Here is a 17,920-nt window from a genome sequence, read left to right on the forward strand (position 1 = left end):
GTTGCAATGGATGAGGGTGAAAGCTCAGGGCAGCAGCTGGGCCACGTCCGACGACAGGGGCCCGCCCTCGGAACGCTCGGTCTTGCAGCCCTTGCTGCCCGGCGCCAGGGTGCGCGGGTCTATCGCCTCGGCGGGCGCGCCGGTCGTGTACAGGCCCTCGGGATCGGTGTCGCGATCGTGCGGCAGCAGCCAGAACACCCGGCGCCGGAACGTGCCCGAGGAGCGGGAGGGCTTGGCGCGGGGGCCCAGCAGCGCGTAGCCGACCATGCGTCCGTCGCGGTGGTAGGGGGGCTTGCCGCGGCGTGTCGGCAGCCGGTCCAGGCTCTGACGCACGTAATCGAGCGTGCTGATGTCCTCGAGCCAGACGAGCTCGTCCTCGTGGACGAGCTCGTCCTCGGCGATGAGGGCGCTCATGCTGTCTCCTCGTCGGCGACAAGTCCGATGCCCGGGTAGTACTTGCGCTGGTTGGACAGGATCATCTCCTTGGGCGATACCAGTCCCACCGCTTCTCGGACCCGCGCCGCGAAGGCCCGGGACGAGATCGCCGGGGCCCCTTCATTCTGACACCAGGTCTTATAGACCGCGTAGAGCTGTGTCTGTTCGGCCCGCAGCGCGGGCTCCAGCCGGCAGGATTCCGACAGGAAGCGGCCGGTGTGGTCCTCGGTCTCCGCGTACGCCGTCGTGGCGATCCGTACCCGCTCGGGGCCCGAGAGGTCCTTCTGGCCGCCCAGGTAGCGACGGGCGCCCAGAATCAGCCAGTTGAGGATTCCTGGGCCCTCCTCGGTGACGAGGATGTCCGCCAGGTTGTCGATCTTGCGGTCGTCCGGGACGACCCGCTGGAACGGGATCAGCCGCATGCGCCGCCAGAACGCGAAGCCTCCGGTGCCCACTTCGGGCCGGTGGTTGCCCAGCAGCCAGAGTTTGTGGGTGGGTTGGAAGCTGAAGAAGTCCTGACGCATCCGGCGGGCCTTGATGCGGTCACCGCCCGTCAGGAGCTTGACCCGGGCCTCGTCGAAGCGGTCGCCGGGCTTGACCTCGCTGCACACGATGACGCGCCGGCCGTGCAGTTCGGCCAGGTCGGTGGGATGCCCCTCGTAGGGGCGAGCCATCAGGAAGCCGGGCGGGGCGGCATCCGCGTAGTCCCCGATGAGCTTGATCAGGACGTCCAGGAGCACCGACTTGCCGTTCTTGCCGGAGCCGAACAGGAACGGCATGACCTGCCCGCCGACGTCGCCGGTGATGGAGTACCCCAGCAGCAGGTGCAGGAAGTCGATCATCTCGGCGCCTTCGGGGCCGTCGCCGAAGGTGTCGGTGAGGAAGCGGTCCCAGCGCGGGGTGGGCATCGCCTGGGGCGCGGCGGTGGTGGAGCGGGAGTGGAAGTCCTTGTCGGGGTCGGGGGTGCGGATGAGTCCGGTGCGCAGGTCGACGACTCCGGCCGGGGTGCACAGCGCGTACGGGTCGGCGTCCAGCCGGGCGGCGTTGAGGACCATGCCGGGGGCGGACTTGGCCTGCGCGAGCATCGCGTTCATACCGCTGGTGCTCAGGGCCCGGCGGCGGTGCTGCTGGAGCGCGGAGGAGGTGAACACGCCGCGCGGGTCGTTGCTCGCGAGGGATTCGGCGAGGTCGCCGGCCGCCCACATCACTGTGTCGTCCTCGTCCATCTGCCAGCGGGTGCTGTCCCAGCGGAACCAGCCGAGGCCGGGGACGTGCCGGTAGTCGTTGGAGTAGAGCTTGACGAACAGTTTGGCGTTGCCGCGGTCGCTGAGGGTGTCGGGCAGCAGCCCGTCGGCGGTGGCCTCCCCCGAAGCCGGGGCCGGGGCCGTCTCCTCGGGACCGGAGCGGGGCACGGGCTGGGCGAGGATCTGTGCGGCGACGGCCTGGGGGTCGAAAGCCTTCGGGTCGTACGCCTGGGCTTCGTACGTCTCGGTTTCGTACGTCTGCGCGTCGAAGAGGGTGTCTTCCTGGCGGGACGTCATGCGCGACCTCCCGGCAGCAGTGGACGGGTGCGGCCGGCGTTGAGCCCGCTGCGGATGATGGCCGTGTAGCGGCGTTCCTGGCCCGGTCTGGCGTGTTCGGCGGCTTCCTTGAGGGCGTGCTCGGCCTCGTCCGCGGCGAGCTGCCCACCGGCCACCAGCCCGCCCGCGGTGAAGGCGGCCCGGTTCAGCTTCTCCGAGAACGCGGCTCCTTCGGCGACGGCGGCACAGCCGGCCACCTCCGCGAGCAGCCCGGCCAGGATCCGGGCGGCAGCGCCCTCGCCGCGCCCTGCGGCCAGGACGGCCTGCCGGGCCCGCGGCGGGACCGGTCGGGGCGCCGGGACGTACGCGGGCGGCAGATGGCCCGTGCGCTCCAGTTCGCGGGCCAGCCAGTCGGGCAGCGGCGCGGGCTCGCGGGCGGGGCCCACGGGCTCGTAGACGCCCGCGTCGGTGACGGTGCCGGGGGCGACGATGTACCCGCCGTGCGCCCGTACGTCGACCTGCCAGGCCAGGGCGCGGACGCCGGAGCCGGTGGAGCACTGCCAGCGGTGCCCGCTGTGGGCCCGGTACCAGACGTGCAGGCCGCCCGAGGGGGTTCTGACGCGCAGGGTGGTCTCGTCGTCGGCGGGGCTGGGAAAGCCGCGCAGGGCGGCCAGCACGCCGATGGTGTGGAAGCCGTTGGCCAGCCCGGTCAGGTCGATGCTGTCGGCGATACCGATGCCCGGTAAAAGCCGGTCCCGGTCCGGCAGTTGGCGTTCGTGTGCGTCGATGTCGATGACCAGCAGATTGGCGGGCCCGCAGGAGATGCCGACGCCGAAGCTCGGGTTGGCGCCCCACCAGCGCTCGATGCGGGCGAAGTCGAGGGTGGCGGCGTGGAATCCGTGGCACCAGCGACCCGCGGCCGGACAGCCGCAGCCCTTGTGGTGATGGCCGGGGCGGCGGCAGTCGTCGCAGTTGCCCGCGGGGGTCTTGCGCCCCGGGGCCAGCGGATGGACGGGCCATCCTCGGCTGGCACACCACCGAGCCGTCACCAGCGCGCCCGCGAGCGGGGCGGACACAGATGAGTAGCTACGCCAGTTGTGCAGCTCAGAGGCCATGCGCACCCCCCACCAGCGACCGAAGCGACTGAGCGACCGGAACAGCCTAGCGAAGCAAGTGGGAACGCAGAGTCCCCTGTGGAAAACAAAGATTCGATTCGATTCGAGGCCCAGCTACTGAACGAGAAGCGACCCAGCGACTGAAGCAGCTTCGGTAGCTGTTCAGTCGCTCAAAGAAAACCGCAGGTCAGAGATGGTAGAGAGACCAAAACAGCGACTGAAGCGACTGAGCGACTGAATATATGACGCGCACACGCGCACGCGCACACGCACGCACGCACACGCCAATGTCTTCATATACCCGGACCTTGAGTCGCTTCAGTCGCTGTTTCCCTGGGCACACCCAACCTGACCTGGTATTTCTCCCCAGCGACTGAGTAGCTACCGAACCGGCTTCAGTAGCTGGACTTCAGTCGCTGGCCGCTCTCCGGGCCGATCCGAGGTCAGCGACCGAAGCCGGCGCCACTCGCGGGCCCAGCTACCGAAGCGACTCAAGCGACTCTGCATCCGCCCTGAAGCCGGGTGAGGCCCTCCCGTCCGAAAAGCATCGGTGCGACCGCCAACTCCTTCGCATATTTCAGGCTTTCAATCGCTTCAGTCGCTGTTCCCCACCGAAAACGCCCTGACCTGCGCCTTCTTGGCAGCGACCGAGAGCGGACGGAAGCGACCGAAGCCCTGCCGCCCCGGCTCCGGGCCAAACGGCAACACCGCTACCCCGTACGGCCGACTTCTCCCCCTCCTGGCCCATACTGATCTCCTGCGGGAAAAACGGGCGAGCAAGGACGCCGGGCCAGCAAGGAGAGGAAATGCCGGAGCGCACTCACGAGTTCGGCCTGTACGGCGCCCGTGGCATCAAGGGCCACGAGGCCGTCGCCCGCCGCCTGGACGCCCTCGCCGGGTACATCGCCACCCCCATCACCGCCAAGCGCGGTCTGATGGCCCGTCTGCACTACCTCACCCGCACCGACCACGCCCGGGCCGCCGCGCGCGCCGCGGGCCTGACGGTCACCGACCGCACCCTGAAGGCCTGGCTGGACGGCAAGCGCAGCCCGTCCAGGAAGAACCTCGACCGCATCGAGCAGGCCTACCGCACGGTCCGCCGCCACAACACCGCCCGCTACCTCCTGGCCCGCCTCAACCGCGAGGGCCGCGGCACCCGCGTCGAGATCCACCCCCTGAACCAGTCGCAGGTCCCCCGCCCCCGCCAGCGCGTGGTGGAGTACCGCACCCTCAACGTCCGCCACTGGGACCGCATCGTCGAGGCCTGGGCCGCGGACAACCTCCAGGCCCTGGACGACGCGTGGGTCGACCAGATCGTGGACCTGGGCTCGCAGTGGGGCCAGTACGAGTACGTCACCAACATCGGGTTCGCGGCCTGACACACGCCGCCCGCAGGCCAGCGTTCCGGTTCCTCATTCCACTACGAGCCGGGCAGGGTCTTTGTCGGAGGCCTCCCGCTTCTCCTTCGCGTCTCGTGGCTGCGGGGCCGCCGGGGAGGGCGACGGCACGGTACCGGGCAGGTGGACGCGGCGCAGGCGGGGCTGGTCGTTCGTGACGGTGGAGCGCTTCAAGGCTTCTCCCATCGGTGTGCTCGACGTGCCTCGGCCTCTGGGCACAGCAGACACTGATGGCTGCGAAGCCGCAGGGCGAGTGCTACGAGCAACTGTCGACGGGGCCGACACATTCCTCTTCCAGGTAAAACCTCTGTTGCCTGACGTGCGTGGTGTGCGGTCAGCTCTTCGCGCGGTGCGGGTGCGCGGGGTAGACGCCCAGGATGCGCACCTCGGAGGAGAAGAAGCGCAGTTCGTGCAGGGCGAGGGCGACCCGCTCGTCGTCGGGATGGCCCTCGATCTCGACGTAGAAACGGCTGGGGTTGAGGCCCGCGCCCATCTGGTAGCTCTCGATCTTGGTGAGGTTCACGCCGCTGCTCGCGAACCCGCCGAGCGCCTTGTACAGCGCGCTGGGGATGTTGCGCACACAGAAGAACAGGCTCGTCATCGTCGGCTCCCCGCTGTGCGGGGCGAAGGCCGCGTCCCGGGACAGGACGACGAAGCGGGTGGTGTTGTCCGGGTCGTCCTCGACCTCCGGGCGCAGCACGTCCAGGCCGTAGAGCTCGGCCGCGGCGGGCGGGGCGAGCGCGGCATGCCGCGGGTCGCCGAGCTCGGCCACCTCACGGGCGGCTCCCGCGGTGTCGTCGCTGACGAGAGTGCGCCAGCCGCCCTCCCGCAGGATCTTGCGGCACTGCCCGAGTGCGTGCACATGACTGCGTACGCACTCCACCTGGTCCAGGCGCGCGCCGGGCACGCCCATCAGGTCGAAGCGGATGGCGAGGAAGTACTCGGCGACGATGAAGAGCCCCGACTCGGGCAGCAGATGGTGTACGTCGGCGACACGGCCGGCCGCGGAGTTGTCGACCGGGATGACGGCGACGTCAGCGGCGCCGAGCGTCACCGCGTCCAAAGCCTGTTCGAAGCTGGTGCAGGGCAGTTCGCGGCCGTCGGGGAACAGGGCACGCGCGGCGGTCGCCGAGTTTGATCCGGGTTCACCCTGATATGCGGCGGTCGTCACCGTGTTCAGCCTTCCTCGGGGAGGTCCTGTCGCGGGGCAGCAGAAGTTCCGTTGTGCAACGCGCCCGCTGAAGTACCGGTGACCCGGCTTCGATCAGGCTCACCAGCAGGTGCCGACCGCCCCTCCAGTCTGCCGCCGACGCGAGGGCGCACGCCGCGGCGACCACATGCTGGACGGCCCTCCCGTTCCGTGGGACGTGCGCAGCAGGGCGGTCAAGGACCGCCGCTCCCCCAAGGGCTCCCTCTTCCGCGCCGCAAGGGTGCGCCGGAAGCCGATCGGCGAGGGTCAGGGCGCCGATGCCACAGCCACCGAACCGGACTGGGACCGAGGAGTCTTCGCACCCGGCTTCTTCGGCTCGATCGTCCGCGGGTCTACGGCCTCCCCCGGCGCTCCCTCTCGGTAGAGGCCGTCGGGAAAGCTGTCACGGTCATGGGGCAGCAGGAAGAACACCCGCCGCTTGTACAGCCCGCTGTCGGGGTCCGGCGAGGCACCCTCGTCCAGCAGCGCGTAACCCACCATGCGGCCGTCGCGCGCGTACGGCGGCTTGGTGTTGCGCCGCCGGGTCTTGTCCAGTGCCTGACGGACGTAGTCGAGCCGCTCGAGGTTCTCCAGCCACACCACCTCGGCCTCGTGGATGAGGTCGCTCTCGGTCAACAGCGAACTCATGGCTGCAGCCCCTCCTTCTCCGGCGTGCTCCCCGGCCATGGGGGCATGTCCGGGCATCTGTCCGTCTCGCTCCGGCCCGCTCGCCGCCAGATGACGGGCCGCTGTGTGGGGGCCACCGCGCGCGGGGCCGGGCCACCATCGTAGAGCGCACCGCGACACCGGTGTAGGGCATGTCGGGTGGGCGGCCGCCCACCGCCAGCCCTCATACCTGCTCCAGCAGGCCGATACCCGGGTAGTACTTACGGCCGTTCGACTTGATCATGTCGGTCGGCGAGGCCACGCCCACCTCCTGGCGGACGCGGTTCGCGAAGGCACGCGGGGTCGCGGGCCGGATGCCCTCGCCAGCGTTGCACCAGGAGCTGTACTCGGCGTAGAGCAGCCCCTGCTCGACTCGCAGATCCTTGCCCGGATCGCAGTCCCGCGTGCAGCACTCGGCAAGGAAGCGGCCGATGTGGTCCTCGGTGGTGGCGTAGGCGGTGGTCGCCATACGCACCCGGTCCGGGCCCTCCAGCGGGTCCCTGGTGCGCAGATACCGCTGCGCCCCCTGGATGAGCCAATGCAGAATCCCCGGGCCTTCGTCCCGTACGAGTTCGAAGGCGAGGTTGTCGATCCTGCGGTGCGCCGGGACGGTCCGGGTGAAGGGCAGCAGCCGGATGCGGCGCCAGAAGGCGAAGCCGCCGGTGGACACTTCCGGGCGGTGGTTGCCAAGCAGCCACAGGTGATGGGTGGGGGTGAACGAGAAGTAGTCCTGCCGCATCCGGCGGGCCTTGATCTTGTCGCCGCCCGTCAGCAGCCGGACCCGGGCCTCGTCGAACTTGTCGTTGGGCTTCAGCTCGCTGCACACCACCAGGCGGCGCCCGTGCAGTTCGGTCAGCTCCGTGGAGTGCTCGGAGAAGGCTCCTCGGTCCATCAGGAAGCCCGGCGGGGCCGCGTCGGCGTAGTCACCCAGGATCTGGATCATGATGTCGAGCAGGACGGACTTGCCGTTCTTGCCTTCACCGTGCAGGAAGGGCAGCACCTGGGCGCCGACGTCGCCGGTGATGGAGTACCCGAGCAGCAGGTGCAGGAAGTCGATCATCTCCCGGCCTTCGTCGTCGTCCCCGAAGGTGTCGGCGAGGAAGCGGTGCCAGCGCGGGGTCTCCATGTCCTGGGGAGCGACGCTGGTGGCACGGGAGTGGAAGTCGCGGGTGGGGTCGGGCTTGCGCAGATGTCCGTTGTTGAGGTCGACGACACCGACGGGTGTGCACAGGGCGTAGGGGTCTCCGTCGAGTTGGTCGGGGTCGACGGAGATGTCCGGGGACGCCTTCGCCTGGGTCAGGAGCGCCTTGAGGCCCGTGGTCGACAGGGTGCGCCGCTTGTGCTGGGCGAGTTCACGGTCGCTGAAGACACCGCGCGGGTCACTGAGCGGCATGTCCTCCGCCATCTCTCCCGCGGCCCACAGCGCTGCCTTCTCCCCTCCCCCACGCTTCCATCGGTAGCCGTCCCACGAGAACCAGCCCAGGCCCTCGACATGACGGAACTGGTCGCGGTGCAGCTGCACGAAGAGACGCGCGTTGCCACGGTCGGAGAGCGAGGGAGGAAGCGCGGCCGGGACACCGACGGCAGCCCCAGCCGGAAAAAGCCCTCCTTGGGGAACCGGGGCGACAGACGAACCGGCAGAGCCCTGCGCCGGGAGCCGGGGCGTCCCCGGGACCACCACTTCCTCCGACTGAAGGTCGAGCATCTGCTGAGCGGCGGCCTGCGGATCAAAACGCGGGGAGCCTTCGGCACTGCTGCTCATGGACGTCCTTTGAGGTGAAGAGGGCGGACGGACCCTACGGCAAGGGCGTCGTCAACGATCTTTTCATTCCTGGACTGCTGCCAAGGGCGGGCGTAGTGGGCGACACGGACAAGTCGCTCGCGAATGGCGGCGTGCTCCAGATGGCCCGCGCCGACCAGGCCACCGGCCGTGTAGGCAGCCCTGTTGAGCTTTTCGGAGAAGCCCATGCCCTCCGACGCGGAGGCACACTCCGCGACTTGGGCGATCAGGGGATCGATGACCTGATGCGCACCGGCTGTCCGCCTGGCACGACTTCTGCTCGGGACAGCTGCCTCAGGAGACGGGGCGGTTGTCGGGGACCCTGCGGCAGACGCGCCCTGCGGCGGCCTGGGTTCGATGACATGCCCTGTGCGGCGGAGTTCGCTCCCCAGCCACTCCGGTATTACGGCCGGATACCTGGCGGTGCCTTCGGCACGGTAGACACCCTGGGGCGTGCGGGTGCCGGGGGCGACGATGTAGCCACCGTCCGCCCGCACATCGACCTGCCAGGCGAGCGCCGTGTTTCGCCCGGAACCGGTCGAGCAGCGGTAGCGGGTGCCGGCATCGGGGTTCCGGTACCAGACATGCAGGCCGCCGGAAGGAGTCCGTACCCGCAGCGTGCTCTCGTCGTACGCGGGATCCTTCTCTCCCCGGTAGGCGGCAAGAAGCGCGAGGGTGTCGAAACCGGAAGCCAGACCGGCGAGTTCGACCTGTTCGGGGATGGGGATACCCGGCAGCAGATGCGCGCGGTCGGCGGCCGACACCTGATGGGCGTCGATGTCGATCACGACGAGACCGGCAGGCCCGCAGGCCACTCCCACACCGGCGGAAGGGATGTCCGCCCACCAGCGGTCAATGAGGGTCGGGTCGGTCGTCGCCGAGTGAAAACCATGGCAGGGACGTCCTGCGGGGAGGCAAGGGCAGGTCGAGGGTTCGTGTCGGCCCCCTGCGCAGGCGGCACAGTTCCCGACCGGCGTCTTACGGCCTGGGGACAGAGGGTGCACCGGCCAGCCCTGCGACGCACACCAGCGGGCGACGGCCTGCGGGGGCGTAGGGGACGCGGGCGTGACTCTGGCTGCACTGTCTCGGTCTTCACCCTCGCGCGGCACAGGTCTCGTCCTTGTCACTTCGTGTCTGCCGGTCACTTCACACACCTGCTGCGGGACACCCCGCCAGGGACCGAAGGGACTCTGATGCGAAAGGAGTGTAGGGCCCACCTTCGCAAAAACGAGGTTGTCCAATCGGCGTGCCGTTTCTACCAGGTTCCTCAGTCCCTTGGGTCCCTCCGGTCCGGTGCGGGGCCGGGGAGGGACCCAAGGGTCCAGGGACCAAACGGCAGGGTCTGTGCGGAGCGGGAGTCTTGGGTCAGTCCCTGGACATCATTGCAGGTCAGGGACGTACAGCCTACCGAGGCAGGGACTGTAGGGACTGAACTTCGCCATTATGAGCTGAAGTTGATGTGTGTTTCGTATACGCGCGCGCGTACGAATACATGTCTTGTCTACGTCATAATTGCGCTTTTCAGTCCCTTCAGTCCCTAACTGAAGTAGCGAAAAGCCTCTGACCTGCGAAAACACCAGGGACCGAGGCCCAGGGACTGAAAGAGACCCAGTCCCTCCCAGTCCCGCCTCTCAGCCCCTGGTCCCTCAGACGATCTCTCTCCTGGCCCTACGTCAGGGACCGCCCCCTGGGATAGGCCACTCCCCCGCCTTGGAGTGGCCGGCGTTTCCAGTCCCTGGAGTCGGGCGCCGCCTGGCAGGGCGCTGAACCTATTACGGCGTAATAGGTGAGGCATGAGCCCGACGTCGCCCACCCCGCCTCGCTCAAGCGGCAGCTGCATGAACCAGCCACAGGCACGTCGCTTCAGATCAATGCCTTGTGTCGCCTGTCCACACCCAGATCTCTGCGGCACCGCGACGGACAGCTTCTTCTGGGTCCCGGACGAGCTCGCCGCAGGCCGCTGCAACGTCCGGCCCTCCGCCCACTCCCACGAGCGCGTCATGCACTCCGGTCTGCAGCCAGTCAGCCTGGTTGTCGTCAGCCTCAGCAACCGCGAGAGCGATGAGCCTTACGGCGGTCACCATCCCTACCCGGGCCAGGGCCTCTGCCGTCTGACGGGTCACCGCCGTGTCCTCGACATCCAGCAGCAGCCCCAAGAGCGCTTCAGCAGCCTCGGGAACATCAGCGAAGGAAGCAAGGACACGCCCGGCACGAACACGTTGCGTCCAGGAAGGAGACGATGCCTCAGCCAAGGCAGCCTCCACCCCACTCAGCATCTCTGACACGGCCAGACAGTCTCATGACTCGTAAAGAGGATCGAACCTCGGGACAGAGCGAGGCAAGGGCTTCTCTGCCAGACCTATTACGCCGTAATAGGTCTGAGGGCTCGACAGGCCCTCGACGACTCGTCGAGGAGGAGAGCCTCGAGGGCCGCGGGGGCTTGTAGAGAGAGCCCGAGCCGAGGAGTCTGGGGAGCCTTGAGGGTCCCGAAACCCGGCCGAGCTATTACGCCGTAATAGGGGTGCGAGGCCCCTCCCCCATCACCAAGTCGCACTAACTAACGTGTCGCTGCTGAAGATGATCTCTGACGTTAGTAAGGTAGCGCCATGAGTATGCCAGCCACCTCAAGCGACCGAGCCAAGGTCGTCTCCAAGCTGCCGGGATGGCTCCGGCAGAACCTCAAGGTCAGAACTGCCCAGCTCGGGATCGAGATTCAGACCGCCGTCGAGCAGGGCATCACCGCATGGTGCGACCTCGCCTCAGCCACGGCACCGGTCGACACCGCTGGAGCCGAGTCCTTCTCCACCTTCCTTCCCCCGGGCCAGTGGGAGGAGTTCCGGAGGATCGCGGAGGACCGCCGTGTCTCGCTGATTCAGGGACTCGCCCAGTCCGTTCAGCTCTGGCTCGACACGAACCCTGCGCCCGATGTCCAGCGTCCGGCCATCACGCGTCGCATCGTCGTCTGCAACCAGAAGGGCGGGGTAGGCAAGACCGCCATCACGGCAGGAGTGGGTGAGGCCCTGTCAGAGGACCCCGACCGACTCTTCCCCGTACGCGTTGCCAAGGCTCTGGTCTCCGCGCTCCGCGCAGGCGAAAGCGAAACCGATGCGGCTGCCGTCGAAAGCGACCCGCTCGATATCGAGAAGCTTCCTGGACACGGGCTCCGCGTCCTGCTGGTCGACTTCGACCCCCAGTGCCACCTCACCAACCAACTGGGTGCGGCTCCCCTGGCGATGAACGGTGACAGCCTCACCAATCACATGGCCGGCGACCCCAAGGGCGAGCTGAAGGACCTGATCGTCTCAGTCGACGAGGACCACTTCGGAGGTCGGCTGCATCTGCTGCCCGCGTGCCATGACGCCTTCCTCCTTGACGTCCGGCTGTCTGCCGTCCGCGCCCGCGAGGCCGCGCTGGAGCGGGCCCTTCTGCCGCTCGAAGCCGATTACGACGTAGTGATCGTGGACTGCCCGCCCAGCCTCGGCCTCAGCATGGACGCCGCTGCCTACTACGGCCGCCGCCGGGACGGCGAGGGGCCGGGCCAGTCGGGCGCCCTCATCGTCGTCCAGGCCGAGGACAGCTCCGCCGACGCCTACGACCTGCTGACGAACCAGATAGAGGATCTCCGTAACGACCTCGCCCTCGACATCGACTACTTGGGCATCGTCGTCAACCTCTACGACGGCCGCCGCGGCTACATCGCCACCTCGTCGCTGCAGGGATGGGTCGACATAAAGGATCCGCGAGTTGTCGGCCTCATCAACGACCTCAAGGAACAAAAGGAAGCCGTCCGTATGAAGCAGCCGCTGCTCAGCTATGCGCCGGCCTCGCAGCAGGCCATCGCCATGCGTGCACTGGCCCGGGAGATCTCATGAGCAAGGCCGACCAGCTGGGAACCGGACGCTTCGGGGGAGGGACCCGGCCCGTCAGCGCCCGGCGAGCTGCCATCGGCGCAGCCACCGGCGTGCCGACCGAGGGGGTCGCCCCTCCGAACCGGCTCCCCGTCACCCGCATCAGCCCCAACCCTGAGAACCCCCGCACCTCGCTCGGGGACCTGACCGAACTCGCGGACAGCCTCAAAGAACACGGCCAGAAGCAGGCCATCACGGTCATGAACCGTGACGCCTACATCAAGGCCAACCCCGCCCGGGCGAACGACCTCGAGCCCGACACCACCCATGTCGTCGTGGACGGCAGCAGCCGACTGGCTGCCGCCCGTGACGCAGGCCTGACCCATCTCAACGTCATGGTCGACGACGAGCAGGGGAGTGATGGCGACGCCATCCTGGAGTCCGCACTCGTCGCCAACATCCACCGCAACGACCTCGACCCCCTGGACGAGGCGAAGGCGCTCCAGCGGCTGCTCGCCATCCACGGGTCACAGGTCAAGCTGGCCAAGCGACTGAGCAAGTCGCAGGGATGGGTGTCCCAGCGTCTGGCTCTGCTCAATCTGAGTCCTGAGCTTCAGGCGGCAGTAGGGGAGGAGCCCGTCGAGCTCCTGCGTTCGGTCGCGAAGGAACCCCACGACCGACAGGAAGCAGCTCTTCAGGAGCTCAAGGCCGAACGCGCCCGCAAGGAGGCGGAACGGCGGATGCCCCCGCCACCTGTCCCCGCGCCGGAGGTACCGGACATCCCCCAGGTCCTCGACGAACCGGAACCGGTTGAGGAAGCGGTCTCCGAGGCGGCTCCCATCTCACCCGCCGTAGCCGATCCGACGCCAACTCCTCAGCCGGCGAAGAAGGAAGTATCGGCGAAACCGGGGGAGACCGTGCCCGACCCCCGGACAGCCGACAGCGTCATCGGAGATGTAGACCAGGACCAGGTCGAGTCCGGTACTGCTCGACGACTCCCTTATGAGGACGGCGCGTTCATCGCCATGCACCTCATCCAGAAGATGAGCGACGTCGAGTTCGACAGGATGCTCGACATCCTCAAGGAACATCAGAGCCAGCGCATCGGGTCTCGAGCCTGACGCTTCTGGTTGATGCGGCTGTGGCCGGTACGGGAGATCCCGTACCGGCCACAGCCGTCTCTGCCTATTACGGCGTAATAGGTCGGCCGAGCAGCAAGCCGGGCTCTCCACGTCGGGCCGAGGCCCCGTCGCTTGGGCCGCAGGCCGGTTGCCCACCAGCTTGCTTGTGCTGGGTTCAAAAGCAATTGGCGTGGCTGAGCTCAGTGGGGGCTGGCCGAGACATACGCGCGCCTCAGCGACCGCGTTCCGGGCCGTCGTGGCTGGCTTTCTGTGGTGCGGGAGCAGAGGGGGCGGAGGTCGTGCCGCGCGGGTGAGTTGTCGGGGTGAAAGGGGGTGGGGGAGTGGAGTACGGCGCTGTGTCACAAGGTAAGAGAGCGACTTCTCCAAAGCGGCTCTGACCTGCGAAAACAGGGGTTTGGACCACGATCGTGGGGACTGCCAGGCAGTTCCTGTGACAGCACAGGCAGCTCAGAGGAACTGAGTACCCAGTCCCAGGGATCGTGGCAGTCAGTTCTCAGGAACTGCCACCACGTCCACAGGAACTGAGTACCGCTGTTCCAGGATCGTGGTTGATTGACGCCACGTACATGTCTCACCCGCCCTCAGGGGTCAGCGACACGGCCGACAGGCGGAGTTAATTGACTTGCTGCTCATGTACGTTAAGTTCATGAGCGCGGTCCGAGGGCCGCCTCGAAGAGACAGTGCGGCAACGACCTATGCACGGAGGGCGTGTTGGGAGCAGTACGCAGACTGGTCGACGCCGACACCGGTGAGCCCATCCCCTATGCGCCGTACGCCTTCTCCGGAAGGCACACTCAGGTGGACAAGGCCAGGGTCGAGGCCATCACCGAGTCCAGGGCCTTCACGCCCAGTGAGAAGTTCCTCGTCCTGTGGTGGATCGGCGTATCTCCCGAGGGGATGGAGCCGTTGAGGGCCACAGGGGCCGACATCGCCAAGCGGGTGGGCATGTCGACCGATGCGGTCGGAAAAATCAACAGGAAGCTGACGAAGCACCGCGTCCTGGTGATTCGTGGACGTATCGGGAACTACAACCTGTACCGGATCAGTCCTTACATCGCTTTCCACGGAACAGGCTTGGAACAGCGTGAAGCGGTGAAAGCATGTAATCCACCGGACATTCCGGGCTTCGACGAGAACACCCCCGCACGGTGGGAGGCAAAGTGACCAGCGACGACAAGCAGCAGAACCTCAGGCTGCTGGAGGCCACGGCCGGCATGACCGCCAACCAGCGTCTCGTCGTCATGCTTTACGCCCTGCACCCGACCGACCGGTCAGGCGCGGTTCTGGAGACCGCTGCGCAGCTGGCCAAGCTGGTCGGCATGGCGCCGCCCGTCTTCTCCAGGACGCGGAAACAGGTCATCGGGCTCGGCTGGCTGGAAGAGACCGAGAAGATCGGGCACATCAAGTACTACCGGATCACGCCGGGCCGGCTGGGGGAGCGGGTCGTTGTTCCGCTCCGGCGGGCCACCTGACCGAGCTTCGCAGCCGTCCCGTGGATCGCCCCTCATGTACGTCACGTCAATGAGGGGCGATCCACGGGACGCCTTGTCTGCCATCTGGGCAATGTCGCCGGTGAGCGAGCCGACTCGTCAGAACCCTCCAGAGGGGATCTGGGCGGTGACCACCAACCCCGAATCGAACAGTTCGATTCTTCGCTCAGATTGATTTTCCCGGCGGGACGGTCAGTCGGAGCTGTCGTCGCTGACTGACTCGCCCGGCTTGACCAGGGTGTACATGACGGAGCGTTGTTGCTTGTGACGTCGGATACGGCCCTTGGCGACCAGGGATTCCAGGGTGTTGCGCACCACCTGCGGCGTGGGATTGCGGTCCGGGTGCTTTTCGAGGAGTTCGTCGCGCAGTTCCTTCGCAAGGCGCGGCTCTTCGTACTGGCTCAGCACGTCCGCCAGCAAGTCTCCGAGGAGCGGCTGCTGCGGCGTCCCCTTTACGGCCGCCTTCGCCGTCTTCGCCGCCTTGCCGGCCCGAGCTGTTTTCGCCGACGTCGACTTTCGGGGAGCGGCGGTTGTGGTGGTCGTCTTTTTCGCCTCCGCGGCGACGGGTTCGTCCTTCGACTGCTCGGGCTGCGGGGGCGTGTCGGCGATTTCTTCGTACCCCTCTGCGAGGGTGAGGATGTCCGAGAGGAGGGCTTCCTCCTGCTTCAAAACAGAGATTCGCTTCGCCAACTCCTGCTGTAGCCGACGGTTTTCCTCCAAGTCCGACGCGGCTTGTGCTACATACCGCGAACGGAGTGTGGCGGCTGATTCGCTGGTCACGACCGTTCCCTCCCTCGATATGGATGATGTGGCGCATGGTACCCACGCGACGGATCTGGGGGATACGTGTCAATGCGAGATGGTCACACACCTGACACCACCACTACGGTTGCGCCGCCCCTGGTGGCTGCACCGGACCGCGACCTCGGGTGTGTGTTTTCGTTTCACGGCAGGAGAGAAAGTCTCCTGAAAAAGCAGGTCCATGGAGGGTGCGGTGCATGCGGCGCATGGCCAACGACGTAATTTTCCAACCCGACTTGTATAAAGGCACCGCCAACTACTACGACCGCTTCCGACTGTCCTACCCGGACACGATGCTCACCGACCTGAGCCGCCGCACAGGCCCCTCCGGGCGCGGACGTCTGCTGGATCTGGCCTGTGGCACTGGCCAACTCGCCTTCCCGCTCCGCGAGCGGTTCGCGGACGTCTGGGCCGTGGACGCCGAGTGCGACATGACGAACGCGATCCGCGCCAAAGCAGCAGCCACCGAGGGCGCGACCCACGTCCGGGCTGTCACCGCCCAAGCCGAGGAATTGACCATGGACGCGGGAAGCGTCGAACTGATCGTCATCGGCAATGCCTTCCACCGCCTGCGCCGTGACCGAGTTGCCCAACTCGCCCTCACCTGGCTCGGACCAGGCGGTCATCTGGCTCTCTGCTGGTCGACGAGCCCATGGGCCGGTCCCCTGGACTGGCAGCGGGTTTTCGCCGGCCTCCTGCGCAAGTGGCAAGAGGCGCTGGGCGCAACAAGCCGGATTCCGCCCGGTGCTGAGCGACAACGACAGACGGACCCCGATCAGGACGTGCTCTCCCGCGCCGGTTTTGATCCTGCCGACCGCCACCAGTTCACGGCCGAGCATCGCTGGACGATCGACGAACTGGCCGGACATGTGCGCTCGACCTCCTTTCTGTCTCCGTCGGTGCTCGCGGACCGCGCCCCTGAGTTCGATGCCGACCTCAGGGGCGAACTCAGCCCCTACGCGATCGACGGCCACCTCACCGAAACGGTGAGCTTCGCCTACGACCTGGCCCACAAGCCGACCGCGGCCGCCGGTTGACCGGCCGCCTCGCGTAGGCCCCTTTCACCGAGCTCGGGAACCCCCTGATCAGGAATTTCCTCGCTGTCGACGGTGTTCAGGCCCTACGAGCTCATCATCGCTTTGAGCGGTGATGCAGGGTTGGAAGTTTCTCGTTCGCCGGTGTGCGGGCTTGGCGGCCTGGGCGTACGGATCCGAGAACACGCGACGGAAAGGTGTGGTGTCATGAGCGACGCCGAGGAGAAGGCGCTGCTGGCGGGCGGCTGTTTCTGGGGCATGCAGGAGCTGATCCGCGCCCTGCCCGGAGTGACCCACACCCGGGTCGGCTACAGCGGCGACAACGACAAGCCCAACGCCACCTACCGCGACCACGGAAAGCACGCGGAGTCGATCGAGATCACCTTCGACCCCCAGGTCACCGACTACCGGGCGATCCTGGAGTACTTCTTCCAGATCCACGACCCGAGCACCAGGAACCGCCAGGGCAACGACATCGGCCTCAGCTACCGCTCGGCGATCTTCTATTACGACGACGAGCAGCGCCGTATCGCCGAGGACACCATCGCCGACGTCGACGCCTCCGGGCTGTGGCCGGGGCCGGTGGTGACCGAGGTGGTACCGGCCGGCCCGTTCTGGGAGGCCGAACCGGAGCACCAGGACTACCTCCAGCGCTACCCGGACGGCTACACCTGCCACTTCCCGCGCCCGAACTGGCGCCTGCCCAAGCGCGCCGAGGCCTGACACGGGCTCGCGACGGGGGACTGCAACGCCGCCCAGGGCAGCCCCCGTCGCGTCCATCTGTCGTGCACCCAGCGCCCTGGCGTCCGGCGCCTCCGCAGAGCCCTCAGCGGCCTGGTAACAGCTGTTACCATGCTCGTATGGCAAAGACACAACTGGGTGCCCGCGTCGACGACGAGGTCGCCGAGCTCGCCAAGGCCCGCGCCAAGGACCGGGGTCTGAGCGTCGGGGACTACATCGCCGCGCTCGTCCGAGAGGACACCGACGGCCTGCGCGCCCGCGGCCTGGACGCCGCCCGCCGCTTCCTCGACGAACACCAGGCCCTCTTCGACGAGGCCGAGGACGCCGACCGCGCCGCCCCAGGAGCCCACGCCGCCTGATGGATCTCCACATCGACGTCCCCTGGATCCTGCAGGTCGCCGAGATCGCCGGTGCCCGCGACCCCGCCCCCGACGACTACGGCATCCCGGTCGCCGCCGTCGCCGCCCACCGCGCCGAACTCCTCGACCATCCGGTCTACGACGGCCCCTACGCCCGCGCCGCCGCCCTCGTCCACATCCTCGGCCGCTGCCGCTGGCTGGAGCGCTCCAACATGGCCGTCGCCGCAGCCACCGGCGTCATGTACCTGGAGGCCTCCGGCATTCCCCTCAAGCCCACCCGCGACGACGCCATCGCCCTGCGCGACCTGCTCCGCGACCCCGCCTGCACCACGGCGCGAATCACCGCCCAGCTGCGCACCTGGCCGACGGCCACCCCCTGAGAGGCGACGACAGCCACGGCGCA

18 protein-coding genes are annotated in these 17,920 nt (G+C 67.7%); 9 read left to right on the forward strand and 9 right to left on the reverse strand.

Annotated elements, in window-relative coordinates; all coding sequences use genetic code 11:
- Positions 1 to 24: 24 nt before the first annotated feature.
- The 3 genes from ACFUO4_RS38395 to ACFUO4_RS38405 are packed head-to-tail and all read right to left on the reverse strand — an operon-like array spanning position 25 to position 3,070.
- Entirely contained in the window at positions 25 to 414 is a 390-nt protein-coding gene (locus ACFUO4_RS38395) for a DUF6009 family protein (protein WP_079307129.1), read from the reverse strand.
- Complete coding sequence (locus ACFUO4_RS38400; protein ID WP_079307127.1) at positions 411 to 1,976, reverse strand: phage/plasmid primase, P4 family; 1,566 nt, start codon at positions 1,974 to 1,976, stop codon at positions 411 to 413. The genes ACFUO4_RS38395 and ACFUO4_RS38400 overlap by 4 nt, the downstream gene beginning before the upstream one ends.
- On the reverse strand, positions 1,973 to 3,070 hold the full coding sequence (locus tag ACFUO4_RS38405) for a bifunctional DNA primase/polymerase (RefSeq protein WP_383493789.1): 1,098 nt from the start codon (positions 3,068 to 3,070) through the stop codon (positions 1,973 to 1,975). The genes ACFUO4_RS38400 and ACFUO4_RS38405 overlap by 4 nt, the downstream gene beginning before the upstream one ends.
- A gap of 806 nt (positions 3,071 to 3,876) precedes the next feature.
- Here ACFUO4_RS38405 and ACFUO4_RS38410 point away from each other — a divergent pair.
- Positions 3,877 to 4,449: a transcriptional regulator gene (locus ACFUO4_RS38410; RefSeq protein WP_079307123.1), complete on the forward strand. Its 573-nt coding sequence runs from the start codon at positions 3,877 to 3,879 to the stop codon at positions 4,447 to 4,449.
- Between the two features lie 352 nt (positions 4,450 to 4,801).
- Here the strand turns inward: ACFUO4_RS38410 and ACFUO4_RS38415 are convergent, their stop codons facing one another.
- The 5 genes from ACFUO4_RS38415 to ACFUO4_RS38435 all read right to left on the reverse strand — a co-directional run bounded on the left by ACFUO4_RS38415 (position 4,802) and on the right by ACFUO4_RS38435 (position 10,378).
- Positions 4,802 to 5,638 carry a prephenate dehydratase gene (locus ACFUO4_RS38415; RefSeq protein WP_383493792.1) on the reverse strand — a complete coding sequence of 279 codons (837 nt, stop codon included), beginning with the start codon at positions 5,636 to 5,638 and terminating at the stop codon, positions 4,802 to 4,804.
- Between the two features lie 285 nt (positions 5,639 to 5,923).
- Complete coding sequence (locus ACFUO4_RS38420; protein ID WP_383493795.1) at positions 5,924 to 6,304, reverse strand: DUF6009 family protein; 381 nt, start codon at positions 6,302 to 6,304, stop codon at positions 5,924 to 5,926.
- A gap of 202 nt (positions 6,305 to 6,506) precedes the next feature.
- A complete protein-coding gene (locus ACFUO4_RS38425) occupies positions 6,507 to 8,084 on the reverse strand; it encodes a phage/plasmid primase, P4 family (protein WP_383493798.1) in 1,578 nt (525 codons plus the stop codon).
- Positions 8,081 to 9,319, reverse strand: coding sequence for a bifunctional DNA primase/polymerase (locus ACFUO4_RS38430; RefSeq protein ID WP_383493968.1), 1,239 nt, complete (start codon positions 9,317 to 9,319; stop codon positions 8,081 to 8,083). The genes ACFUO4_RS38425 and ACFUO4_RS38430 overlap by 4 nt, the downstream gene beginning before the upstream one ends.
- Before the next feature lie 651 nt (positions 9,320 to 9,970).
- Positions 9,971 to 10,378: a hypothetical protein gene (locus ACFUO4_RS38435; protein WP_383493971.1), complete on the reverse strand. Its 408-nt coding sequence runs from the start codon at positions 10,376 to 10,378 to the stop codon at positions 9,971 to 9,973.
- 330 nt (positions 10,379 to 10,708) lie between these two features.
- Here ACFUO4_RS38435 and ACFUO4_RS38440 point away from each other — a divergent pair, with 330 nt between their 5' ends.
- From ACFUO4_RS38440 to ACFUO4_RS38455, 4 genes are all read left to right on the forward strand, one after another.
- Entirely contained in the window at positions 10,709 to 11,974 is a 1,266-nt protein-coding gene (locus ACFUO4_RS38440; protein ID WP_383493801.1) for a ParA family protein, read from the forward strand.
- Complete coding sequence (locus tag ACFUO4_RS38445; protein ID WP_383493804.1) at positions 11,971 to 13,071, forward strand: ParB/RepB/Spo0J family partition protein; 1,101 nt, start codon at positions 11,971 to 11,973, stop codon at positions 13,069 to 13,071. Before ACFUO4_RS38440 ends, ACFUO4_RS38445 begins: the two co-directional genes overlap by 4 nt.
- Positions 13,072 to 13,803: 732 nt before the next feature.
- Positions 13,804 to 14,256, forward strand: a complete 453-nt coding sequence (locus ACFUO4_RS38450; RefSeq protein WP_383493974.1) for a MarR family transcriptional regulator — start codon at positions 13,804 to 13,806, stop codon at positions 14,254 to 14,256.
- Positions 14,253 to 14,564: a replication initiation protein, RepL2 gene (locus ACFUO4_RS38455; RefSeq protein ID WP_079307099.1), complete on the forward strand. Its 312-nt coding sequence runs from the start codon at positions 14,253 to 14,255 to the stop codon at positions 14,562 to 14,564. Before ACFUO4_RS38450 ends, ACFUO4_RS38455 begins: the two co-directional genes overlap by 4 nt.
- Before the next feature lie 210 nt (positions 14,565 to 14,774).
- Here the strand turns inward: ACFUO4_RS38455 and ACFUO4_RS38460 are convergent, their stop codons facing one another.
- Positions 14,775 to 15,362, reverse strand: a complete 588-nt coding sequence (locus ACFUO4_RS38460) for a hypothetical protein (RefSeq protein ID WP_383493808.1) — start codon at positions 15,360 to 15,362, stop codon at positions 14,775 to 14,777.
- A gap of 218 nt (positions 15,363 to 15,580) precedes the next feature.
- On the opposite strand from ACFUO4_RS38460, the gene ACFUO4_RS38465 reads away from it, so the two are divergent.
- The 4 genes from ACFUO4_RS38465 to ACFUO4_RS38480 all read left to right on the forward strand — a co-directional run bounded on the left by ACFUO4_RS38465 (position 15,581) and on the right by ACFUO4_RS38480 (position 17,897).
- Entirely contained in the window at positions 15,581 to 16,420 is an 840-nt protein-coding gene (locus ACFUO4_RS38465; protein ID WP_383493810.1) for a class I SAM-dependent methyltransferase, read from the forward strand.
- Positions 16,421 to 16,624: 204 nt separating this feature from the next.
- A complete protein-coding gene (gene msrA / locus ACFUO4_RS38470; protein ID WP_383493813.1) occupies positions 16,625 to 17,140 on the forward strand; it encodes a peptide-methionine (S)-S-oxide reductase MsrA in 516 nt (171 codons plus the stop codon).
- Between the two features lie 137 nt (positions 17,141 to 17,277).
- On the forward strand, positions 17,278 to 17,517 hold the full coding sequence (locus ACFUO4_RS38475) for a hypothetical protein (RefSeq protein ID WP_079307222.1): 240 nt from the start codon (positions 17,278 to 17,280) through the stop codon (positions 17,515 to 17,517).
- On the forward strand, positions 17,517 to 17,897 hold the full coding sequence (locus ACFUO4_RS38480) for a fic family toxin-antitoxin system, toxin component (RefSeq protein WP_079307058.1): 381 nt from the start codon (positions 17,517 to 17,519) through the stop codon (positions 17,895 to 17,897). The genes ACFUO4_RS38475 and ACFUO4_RS38480 overlap by 1 nt, the downstream gene beginning before the upstream one ends.
- The last annotated feature ends 23 nt before the right edge of the window (positions 17,898 to 17,920 follow it).

Origin of the sequence: Streptomyces sp. NPDC057280, assembly GCF_042668605.1 — a bacterium.
Taxonomy (GTDB): Bacteria; Actinomycetota; Actinomycetes; order Streptomycetales; family Streptomycetaceae; genus Streptomyces.